Source organism: Telluria sp. ZB4P34, from assembly GCF_059686055.1.
Genome location: NZ_JCASIF010000022.1, coordinates 47,834 through 57,738, shown reverse-complemented (window position 1 = coordinate 57,738; position 9,905 = coordinate 47,834). Strand labels below are relative to the sequence as shown.

The 9,905-nt window shown below is 65.1% G+C and carries 10 protein-coding genes; 4 read left to right on the top strand and 6 right to left on the bottom strand.

Annotated elements, in window-relative coordinates; all coding sequences use genetic code 11:
* Positions 1-122: 122 nt before the first annotated feature.
* Both mnmA and AC56KL_RS21940 read right to left on the bottom strand, forming a co-directional pair.
* Positions 123-1,235, bottom strand: coding sequence for a tRNA 2-thiouridine(34) synthase MnmA (mnmA, locus tag AC56KL_RS21945; protein WP_497182296.1), 1,113 nt, complete (start codon positions 1,233-1,235; stop codon positions 123-125).
* 16 nt (positions 1,236-1,251) lie between these two features.
* Entirely contained in the window at positions 1,252-1,734 is a 483-nt protein-coding gene (locus AC56KL_RS21940; RefSeq protein WP_497182295.1) for an NUDIX hydrolase, read from the bottom strand.
* A gap of 245 nt (positions 1,735-1,979) precedes the next feature.
* On the opposite strand from AC56KL_RS21940, the gene AC56KL_RS21935 reads away from it, so the two are divergent.
* The 4 genes from AC56KL_RS21935 to AC56KL_RS21920 all read left to right on the top strand — a co-directional run bounded on the left by AC56KL_RS21935 (position 1,980) and on the right by AC56KL_RS21920 (position 5,263).
* A complete protein-coding gene (locus AC56KL_RS21935; RefSeq protein ID WP_497182294.1) occupies positions 1,980-3,092 on the top strand; it encodes a Re/Si-specific NAD(P)(+) transhydrogenase subunit alpha in 1,113 nt (370 codons plus the stop codon).
* Positions 3,093-3,115: 23 nt separating this feature from the next.
* Positions 3,116-3,439 carry an NAD(P) transhydrogenase subunit alpha part 2 gene (locus AC56KL_RS21930; protein WP_497182293.1) on the top strand — a complete coding sequence of 108 codons (324 nt, stop codon included), beginning with the start codon at positions 3,116-3,118 and terminating at the stop codon, positions 3,437-3,439.
* Entirely contained in the window at positions 3,436-4,905 is a 1,470-nt protein-coding gene (locus tag AC56KL_RS21925; RefSeq protein WP_497182292.1) for an NAD(P)(+) transhydrogenase (Re/Si-specific) subunit beta, read from the top strand. The genes AC56KL_RS21930 and AC56KL_RS21925 overlap by 4 nt, the downstream gene beginning before the upstream one ends.
* 133 nt (positions 4,906-5,038) lie before the next feature.
* On the top strand, positions 5,039-5,263 hold the full coding sequence (locus AC56KL_RS21920; RefSeq protein ID WP_497182291.1) for a DUF7661 family protein: 225 nt from the start codon (positions 5,039-5,041) through the stop codon (positions 5,261-5,263).
* 299 nt (positions 5,264-5,562) lie between these two features.
* Here AC56KL_RS21920 and AC56KL_RS21915 read toward each other — a convergent pair whose 3' ends face one another.
* Genes AC56KL_RS21915 through AC56KL_RS21900 form a run of 4 tightly spaced genes read right to left on the bottom strand, consistent with a single transcriptional unit; the run spans position 5,563 to position 9,868 of the window.
* Positions 5,563-6,711, bottom strand: coding sequence for a UbiH/UbiF/VisC/COQ6 family ubiquinone biosynthesis hydroxylase (locus AC56KL_RS21915; protein ID WP_497182290.1), 1,149 nt, complete (start codon positions 6,709-6,711; stop codon positions 5,563-5,565).
* The gene (gene pepP / locus AC56KL_RS21910; RefSeq protein ID WP_497182289.1) at positions 6,711-8,075 is read right to left on the bottom strand and encodes a Xaa-Pro aminopeptidase; all 1,365 of its coding nucleotides are present in this window, start codon (positions 8,073-8,075) and stop codon (positions 6,711-6,713) included. The genes AC56KL_RS21915 and pepP overlap by 1 nt, the downstream gene beginning before the upstream one ends.
* Positions 8,072-8,794, bottom strand: a complete 723-nt coding sequence (murU, locus tag AC56KL_RS21905; RefSeq protein ID WP_497182288.1) for an N-acetylmuramate alpha-1-phosphate uridylyltransferase MurU — start codon at positions 8,792-8,794, stop codon at positions 8,072-8,074. The genes pepP and murU overlap by 4 nt, the downstream gene beginning before the upstream one ends.
* 15 nt (positions 8,795-8,809) lie before the next feature.
* Positions 8,810-9,868, bottom strand: coding sequence for an aminoglycoside phosphotransferase family protein (locus AC56KL_RS21900; RefSeq protein WP_497182287.1), 1,059 nt, complete (start codon positions 9,866-9,868; stop codon positions 8,810-8,812).
* Positions 9,869-9,905 lie beyond the last annotated feature (37 nt).

Genomic DNA, 9,905 nt, shown 5'->3' with positions numbered 1-9,905 from the left:
CGCATCAAACTTAAACTAAAAGGCCAAAGCCCTGTACAGTACAGGACCCAGGCCATGGGCGCTTAACGACTTAACGTCCAACAATTTGGGGTCAGTTCACTTCGCCGACCACCCTACGAACATCAGGCGCTGTTCGAATCGATGATCCCACCACCCAGGCACACGTCGCCGTCGTACAGCACGGCCGACTGTCCGGGCGTGACCGCCCATTGCGGCTCCTCGAAATCGAGTGCGAAGCGTTCGATGCCCTCGGCGCGCACCGTGCAGGCCACGTCAGCCTGGCGGTAGCGGGTCTTGGCCGACAGCAGGCGGCCTTCGCCCTGCGGCGCCGGCGCCTCGCCCGCGGTCCAGCTGGCCTGGCCGGCTTCGAGGCGCGGCGACAGCAGCCACGGGTGGTCGTGCCCCTGCACGATGTACAGCGTATTGCTGTCCACGTCCTTGCGCGCCACGAACCACGGCTCGCTGGTGCCGTCCGCGTTCTTGCGCGACTTCAGTCCGCCGATGCCGATGCCCTTGCGCTGGCCCAGCGTATAGAAGGAGAGGCCGATGTGCTCGCCCACGGTCTCGCCGGTGTCGAGTTTCATCGGCCCTGGCTTGTGCGACAGGTAGCGGTTCAGGAACTCGCGGAACGGACGCTCGCCGATGAAGCAGATGCCGGTCGAGTCCTTCTTCTGCGCGTTGGGCAGGCCGAGGCGTTCGGCGATCTTGCGCACTTCCGTCTTGGGGATCTCGCCCAGCGGGAACAGCGACTTCGAGAGCTGGGCCTGGTTCAGGCGGTGCAGGAAGTAGCTCTGGTCCTTGGTGTGATCGAATGCCTTGAGAAGTTCGAACCGGCCGTCGTTCTCGCGCACGCGCGCGTAGTGGCCGGTCGCGATCAGGTCGGCGCCCAGCTTCATCGCATGGTCGAGGAAGGCCTTGAACTTGATCTCGGCATTGCACAGCACGTCCGGATTCGGCGTGCGGCCGGCCTGGTATTCGCGCAGGAATTCCGCGAACACGCGGTCCTTGTACTCGGCGGCGAAATTCACCGCCTCGATGTCGACGCCGACCACGTCGGCCACGCTGGCCGCATCGATCCAGTCCTGGCGCGTGGAGCAATATTCCGAATCGTCGTCGTCTTCCCAGTTCTTCATGAACAGGCCGATGACCTCGTAGCCCTGTTCCTTCAGCATCCACGCCGCGACCGAGGAGTCGACACCGCCCGACATCCCGATCACGACTTTTTTCTTGCTCATTGTGTTTCCGTTTCGTTCAGATCCCGCCCTCGAACACTGAGGGGTGGGTGTACAGCAGGTGCAGCGGGGTGCGATGGCCGGCCAGGTAGTCGTCCACGCATTGCAGCACGATCGGGCTGCGGTGGCGTTCGGCGGTGGCGGCGATTTCGTCGCGCGTCATCCACATGGTGCGCAGGATGCCTTCGTCGAGCGGCTGGTCGAGCTCGCGGCCGGCGTGGCCGCAGAAGGTGAAGCGCAGGTAGGTCACGTCGGCGCCGCGCGACTTCGAATGGTAGCGCGACATGTACATGCCCACCAGTGCGGTCGGGATGAATTCGTGCGCAGTTTCCTCCAGTGCCTCGCGCACCACCGCCTGCTCGAGCGACTCGTGCGGGTCGAGGTGGCCGGCCGGCTGGTTCAGCTTCACGCCTTCGCTCGTCTCTTCCTCGATCAGCAGGAAGCGCCCATCGCGTTCAATGATCGCGGCGACGGTCACGGATGGTTTGAAGATATCGGTCATGCGCGTCCTTGAAAATGAGCCGGTATTCTACCTTGACAGGCGGCATCTTTGCTCATCTGCCACTCTACGGTGCGCTTGCCTGTCGTTAAATGGCCTTGATCCATTGCAAACATCCGGTCCATGACAGTGGTTCCTTTTTCGGGTCTTGGAGACAATCGACTATTGGTTTTTTAGTATTTGTTGTTGAGCAATTGATGTAATTACATGTTAGATTGTGGACAGATGTGTCCATTACGGAGGGATTCATGAGAATTGGCATTCCGGCCGAGACCAGGCCGGGCGAGACCCGCGTTGCTGCAACTCCCGAAACCGTCAAGAAGCTGGCTGCGAAGCACCAGGTGCTGGTGGAAACCGGCGCCGGGGTGCGGGCGTCGATTCCCGACGCCGCCTATGAGGCCGCCGGCGCCGCCATCGTCGATGCGGCGACCGCCTTCGGCGCCGACATGGTGCTCAAGGTGCGCAGTCCGGACGCCGCCGAGCGCGCCCGGATGCGCCACGGCAGCGTACTGGTCGGCATGCTCAACCCCTTCGACAACGAGAACCTGGCGCTGCTCGCCGGCGCCGGCCTGACTGCATTCGCACTCGAGGCCGCGCCGCGCATCACGCGCGCCCAGTCGATGGACGTGCTGTCCAGTCAAGCCAACATCGCCGGCTACAAGGCGGTGCTGCTGGCCGCGAACACCTACGGGCGCTTCATGCCGATGCTGATGACGGCGGCCGGCACCGTGAAGGCGGCGCGGGTCCTGATCATGGGCGTGGGCGTGGCCGGCCTGCAGGCGATCGCCACCGCCAAGCGCCTCGGCGCCGTGATCGAAGCGTCCGACGTGCGCCCGCCGGTGAAGGAGCAGGTGGAGTCGCTCGGCGCCAAGTTCATCGACGTGCCCTACGAGACCGACGAGGAACGCGAGATCGCCAAGGGCGTGGGCGGCTACGCCCGGCCGATGCCGCCGGGCTGGATGCAGCGCCAGGCGGCGCTGGTGCACGAGCGCGCAAGACAAGCCGACATCATCATCACCACCGCCCTGATCCCGGGCCGCAAGGCGCCCATCCTGATTTCCGAGGACACCGTGCAGGCCATGAAGCCCGGCTCGGTGATCGTCGACATGGCGATCGAGCAGGGCGGCAACTGCCCGCTGACGGAGCTGGGCCGCACCGTGACCAGGCATGGCGTGCACATCATCGGTGAGCCGAACCTGGCTTCCCTGGTGGCGGCCGATGCTTCCGCCCTGTATGCCCGGAACGTGCTGGACTTCCTCAAGCTGGTCATCGACAAGGACGACAAGTTCGTGATCGACCGCGAGGACGAGATCGTGCGCGCCACGCTGGTGTGTGCGGACGGCGCAGTGTTGCGACCTTAAGAACAGGATACGAGGAGCGAAGCATGGACATCAGCCACACCATCATCAACCTGATCATCTTCGTGCTGGCCATCTACGTCGGCTACCACGTGGTCTGGAACGTCACCCCTGCGCTGCACACGCCGCTGATGGCGGTGACCAACGCGATCTCGGCCATCATCATCGTTGGCGCGATGCTGGCTGCCGGTCTCACCGAAGGGCTGACCGGGCAGGTCGCCGGCACGCTGGCGGTGGCGCTGGCCGCCGTCAACGTGTTCGGCGGCTTCATGGTCACCCGGCGCATGCTCGAGATGTTCAGGAAGAAGGAGAAGGTCGCCAAACCTGCTGCAGCGGAGGAACGGGCATGAATTTCATCAGCATGGACGTCGTGACGCTGCTCTACCTGGTGGCGTCGGTGTGCTTCATCCAGGCCTTGAAGGGCCTGTCCTCGCCCTCCACGGCGCGCCTCGGCAATACCTTCGGTATGGCCGGCATGGCGATCGCCGTGGTGACCACCATCGCCCTGATGCTCAAGCTGCAGGACCAGTTGCAGGTGTCCGGCGAAGGGGGCGGCGGTATGGGCTTCTCGCTGGTGCTGCTGGGTGTGGTCGTCGGCGGCGCCATCGGCGCGGTGGCCGCGAAGAAGGTCGAGATGACCAAGATGCCGGAACTGGTGGCGGCGATGCACTCGCTGATCGGCCTGGCCGCGGTGTGCATCGCGATCGCCGCCGTGTCCGAGCCCTGGGCCTTCAACATCGCCACCCGCGACACCCCGCTCCCCTTCGGCAACCGCCTGGAACTGTTCATCGGCACCTTCGTGGGCGCCGTGACCTTCTCGGGCTCGGTGATCGCCTTCGGCAAGCTGTCGGGCAAGTACAAGTTCCGCCTGTTCCAGGGCGCGCCGGTGCGCTTCGCCGGACAGCACATCCTGAACCTGGTGCTGGCGATCGCAGTCATCGCGCTGGGGCTGGTGTTCTGCTTCGACGACAACGTGGCGCCGGCCTGGACCCCGTTCATCCTCATGGCCGCGCTGTCCTTCGTGCTGGGCGTCCTGATCATCATCCCGATCGGCGGCGCCGACATGCCGGTGGTGGTGTCGATGCTGAACTCCTATTCGGGCTGGGCGGCGGCGGGCATCGGCTTCTCGCTGAACAACTCGATGCTGATCATCGCCGGTTCGCTGGTGGGATCGAGCGGCGCGATCCTCTCGTACATCATGTGCAAGGCGATGAACCGCTCCTTCTTCAACGTGATCCTGGGCGGCTTTGGCGGCGAGGCCGTTGTGGACGACGGCGGCACCAAGGAACAGCGGCCGGTGAAATCCGGCTCGGCCGACGATGCCGCCTTCATCCTGCAGAATGCGGAATCGGTTATCATCGTCCCTGGCTATGGCCTGGCGGTGGCGCGCGCCCAGCACTCGGTGAAGGAACTGGTCGACAAGCTGATCGAGCACGGCGTGCAGGTGCGCTACGCGATCCACCCGGTGGCGGGCCGCATGCCGGGCCACATGAACGTGCTGCTGGCCGAGGCCGAAGTGCCTTACGACCAGGTGGTCGAGATGGAAGACATCAACGGCGAGTTCGGCCAGACCGACGTGGTGCTGGTACTGGGCGCGAACGACGTGGTGAACCCGGCGGCCAAGGACCCGAAGTCACCGATCGCCGGCATGCCGATCCTCGAAGCCTACAAGGCCAAGAGCATCATCGTGAATAAACGCTCGATGGCGTCCGGCTATGCGGGCCTGGACAACGACCTGTTCTACCAGCCGAACACGATGATGGTATTCGGCGACGCCAAGAAGGTGATCGAATCCATGGTCAAGGCCGTCGAGTAAACCAATTAGGGTCAGAGTTGAATTATTTTCCAAGTGATCCTGCGATCAGTCGCGCCTTCATCAAACATGGCGCCTCCTCAACTGACCAGAGACTTTTGGCGAATAATTCGACTCTGACCCTAATTCCTCATCGATGAATACGCTCCGCTTCAATGTCTTTGGCAAACTGATTGCCATCAGCGGCAAGCCTGGAGCCTGGCAGGCATTCTATGCTGGGAATGACGGAACTCGCCGGCTGGCCGATTTCGTCATACCTCCCGATATCACCGAGGACGGGCTAGCGGAATACCTGGCCGACCTGTTCCATGAAGATGCCACGCCGCGGCGCAACACCGTCGAACGCCTTCCCTATAATTAGGGTCAGAGTCAAATTAATCTCCAATTGATTCAACGATCTGTCCTACAACTACGAAACATGGCATGAGGTCAGCTGTTCGAGAGATCTTGGCTATTAATTTGACTCTGACCCTCATTAGGTTTCCCACGGTGGCAGGCCAATAAAATGAGGGTCAGAGTCGAATTATTCGGCACCTTCTCCGGATCAGTTGATCGCAATTACTATCAATAGTGCAGGGCCAAGTAGACCTGGGATCTTGGCGAATAATTCGACTCTGACCCCAACTGGGGTTACCCCAATTGGGGTTACCCCAATTGGGGTTAGCGGCGGCCGAACATCATCAGCTCGGCCAGCAGCACGCGGGCGGGTTTGATGACGTCCAGCGCGGCCAGCGACAGGCCGAGCAGGGGTTGCAGCGGGCCGCCGATGGTGAAGGCGCGGGCCATGGTGTCGGTCAGGGAGATCGTGAGACGGCGGTCCTGGGCGCGCTCCTTCATGAAGCCGTCGACTGCGGCGGGCGTGGCGCCGCGCGCCAGCTGGCGCGCCAGCACGGCGGCGTCGCGCAGGCCCAGGTTCAGGCCTTGGCCGGCGACCGGATGCAGGGTCTGGGCGGCATTGCCGATCGCGACCGTCCGTGCGGTGGCGCGGGCTTCGGCGTTCAGGCCGAGCGGGAAGGCGACACGGGGCGAGGCCGCGGTGAATGTTCCGAGGCGGGCGCCGAAGGCCTCGCCCAGTTGGGACAGGAAGCCGGCGTCGTCGAGCAGCTGGACGTCGGTCGCGCGCTCCGGGCGCATGCACCATACCAGCGCGTACTGGTGGCCATCGCCGCCATCCTGCGGCAGCAGCGCCAGCGGGCCTTCGTCCGTAAAGCGCTCGAAGGCGCGGTGTGCGATCGGCTCGCTCACGCTGACGCGCGCGATCAGGGCCGTCTGCCCGTATTCGCGTTGCTGCGCCCGGCTGTCCTGCTGGCCGAATACGCCACCCTCCGCCTGCACCGCCACCTGCGCGAGCACGCTGCGGCCATCGTCCAGCCGCAGCGTCACGCCATCGTGTTCTTCACTGAAGGTGTCGACACGTGCAGGGCGCAGCGTCCGAACGCCGGCACGGTCGCAGGCGCGCGCCAGCGCATCCACCACGTCGCCATAGCGCGCCACATAGCCCAGCGCCGGCAGCTTGTGCTCGGCGCGGTCCATCAGGCTGCGGCCCAGCTGGCCGCGGCGCGAGACGTGGATCTCGTGGATCGGCGTGGCCGGCAGCGGCCAGGCGCGCACTTCTTCGAGCAGCTGCACGCTGCCCCAGGACAGCGCGATCGAACGCGGGTCGGTGATGGCCTGCCCCAGGGACTTGCCGTCGATGAGCGCGATGCGCTCGCCAGCCACGCCGCGCCGTACCAGGAAGGCGGCCAGCGCCAGGCCCACCGGGCCGGCGCCGCAGATCGCCACATCGACATCCAGTCCTTCGTCCGCCATCAGCTTTCCTTCATCCATGCTTCGCGCATCAACAGCTCTATCTCGGCCACGCCTTTCGGCGCATCCCCGGACAGCACGCGGCAGCCTTCCTCCGTGACGATCACGTCGTCCTCGATCCGGATGCCGATGTGCCAATACTCTTCGGGCACGCCCTCGGCCGGGCGCACGTAGATGCCCGGCTCCACCGTGAGCGCCATGCCCGGCAGCAGGGCGCGCGAGGGCCTCTCCGCCAGCGCCAGGTCGCGGTAGGGCCCGACGTCGTGCACGTCCATGCCGAGCCAGTGTCCGGTGCCGTGCATGTAGAACTGCTGGTGCGCCTTGTCGGCGACTACGTCCTCGGCCGAGCCGTACCTGGCGCGGTCGAGCAGGCCGAGATCCAGCATGCCCTCGGCCAGCACCCGCACTGCCGCTTCGTGCATGACGCTGTAGGGCCGTCCCGGCGCGATGGCGGAGAGAACCGCCTCCTGCGCCCGTAGCACGAGCTCATACAGGCGTCGTTGCGGCGCGCTGAAACGCCCGCTCACCGGCCAGGTGCGCGTGATGTCCGAGGCGTAGCCGTCCAGCTCGCAGCCGGCATCGACCAGCACCAGTTCGCCCTCGCGGCACTGCCGGTCGTTCTGGTTGTAGTGCAGCACGCAGGCGTTCGCGCCGGAAGCAACGATCGGGGTATAGGCGGGAAACCGGGCGCCGTTGCGGCGGAACTCGTGCAGCAGCTCGGCTTCGATCTCGTACTCGAACACGCCGGGACGGGTAAACCGCATCGCGCGCGCGTGGGCCGCGGCGGCAATGGCGGCCGCGCGCCCCATCAGCGCCTGCTCGCCCGCATCCTTCAGCAGGCGCATCTCGTCGAGCATGCCGAGCAGGTGGTGGGTCGTGCCGGGCGCCGCGATGCCGCTGCGGCCCTGCGCGCGCACGGCCTTGAGCCAGCTGGCAACCTGCGCATCGAGCGCGGCGCTGTGGCCGAGCGCGTAGTACAGCGCCGGTGCATCGGCCAGCAGCTTGCCCATCTGCGTATCGAGCTCGCCGATCGGATACGCGTCGTCGAAGCCGAAGGCATTGCGCGCCGCTTCGGGACCATGGCGGTAGCCGTCCCAGATCTCGCGCTCCGGGTTCTTCTCGCGGCAGAACAGGATCGAGCGCGCCGGCGTATCGGCGCGCGGAGCAAGCAGCACCAGCGCGCTTTCCGGCTCGGTGAAGCCGGTCAGGTAATAGAAATAGCTGTCGTGCCGGTAGGGATAGTCGCTGTCGCCGTTGCGCAGCACTTCCGGGGCAGTGGCCAGGACCGCGACCGCGCCCGGCTGCATCTGCGCGACCAGGCGCGCGCGCCGCTCGGCCCAGGGGGCACTGCCGACGTCGGCCGTCATGAGCCGGTCTTGGCCGCCCCCAGCGGCGCGTTCAGTTCTTCCAGCTGCTGCGCGGTGCCGACGTTGACCCACATGCCTTCGTACAGCTCTCCGCCGACGCGGCCCTGCTCGATGAACTTGCGCATCAGGGGGCCGAACTTCACGAATTCACCCGCCTTGATGCCCTCGAACATCTCGGGACGGTACACGCCGATGCCGGCGAAGTTCCACTTGGCCGGGCCGTCATTGCGCAGGGTGTACATGTCGAGCGCGAAGTCGCCGTCCGGATTGTGCCAGGGGTTCGGGGTCAGCCACAGCCAGGCGATGTCGCGCTTGTCCGGCGGGTAGGGGATGCCCAGCATGTCCTTGTCCTTCAGGACGTCGACCACCTGCGAAAAATCGAAGTAGGGCGCGTAGATGTCGCCCGACACGGCCAGGAACGGTTCGTCCCCAAGCAGGTGCAGGGCGTTGGCGATGCCGCCCGCCGTCTCGAGCGGGGTCGGCTCGTGCGAGTACACGATGCGCGCGCCGTACTTGCTGCCGTCGCCCAGCTCTTCCTCGATCATGTGGCCGAGGTGCGAGTGGTTGATGACGATATCAAGGATCCCGGCGCGCACCAGATTCAGCACGTGGTAGGTGATCATCGGCCGCCCGCGCACCTTCAGCAGGGGTTTGGGACAGGCGTCCGTGAGCGGACGCATGCGCTCGCCGCGGCCGGCGGCGAAAATCATGGCTTTCATGAGATGAACCCGTCGTCAGAAGGTGTAGCCGACCGCGGGCGCCTTGTCCTCGAGCGCGTCGAGCAGGCGGATCAGCGGCTTGAGTTCGGTGTAGCGGCCGGCGGTGCGGCGCACGTACGCCATCACCGTCGGCAGGTCGCCCAGGTAGTTCGGCTTGTTGTCGCGGTAGTTCAGGCGGCAGAAGATACCGAGGATCTTCAGGTGGCGCTGCAGGGCCATGAATTCGAAGTCGCGGTAGAAGGCGTCGATGTCCGGGTTCACCGGCAGGCCCACCTGCTTGGCGCTCTGCCAGTAGCGCACCACCCAGTCCAGCACGATCTCTTCGTCCCACTGGATGTAGGCGTCGCGCAGCAGCGAGGCGAGGTCGTAGGTGATGGGGCCGTAGACGGCGTCCTGGAAATCGAGCACGCCCGGGTTGCCCGTTTCCAGCCACATCAGGTTACGCGAATGGAAATCGCGGTGCATGTAGACCTGCTGCTGCGCCAGCACGTTGGCGGTGATCGCCTCAAATACCTTGTCGAGCTGTTCCTGCTGCTTCGCGTCGAGCGTCACGCCCAGGTGGCGGTTGATGAACCACTCGGGGAACAGGTTCATCTCGCGCAGCACGAAGGCGCGGTCGAACTCCGGCAGCTTGCCGGGCTGGCTGGCGAGCTGGAACTTGAGCAGGGCGTCGAGCGCGTCCGAATACATGAAGGCGGCATTGTCCGAATCCAGGCGCTGCAGGTAGGTGGTCACGCCGAGGTCGGACAGCAGCAGGAAGCCGCTGTCGACCTTGCGCGCGACGATCGCCGGCGCCGTGACGCCTGCATCCATCAGCAGGCCCTGCACGTGGATAAAGGCCGGCACGTTTTCGCGCTCCGGCGGCGCATCCATGGCCACCAGGGTCGCCCCCAGCTTCTCGCGCATCGTCGGGACAACGTCGTAGCGGAAATAGCGCCGGAAACTGGCATCCGCGGATGCCGGGCGGCCGGTTTCCACTTCCACCAGGCCGGTGGAGGCCAGCCATTCGGTCAAAGCTTGCAGGCGCGCGTCCTGGCCGTCGGAAGTGGAGGAATTTTGATACAAAGAAGACATGAAGCGGCCTGGTGAATCCGGTTGGTTGAGTAAGTTC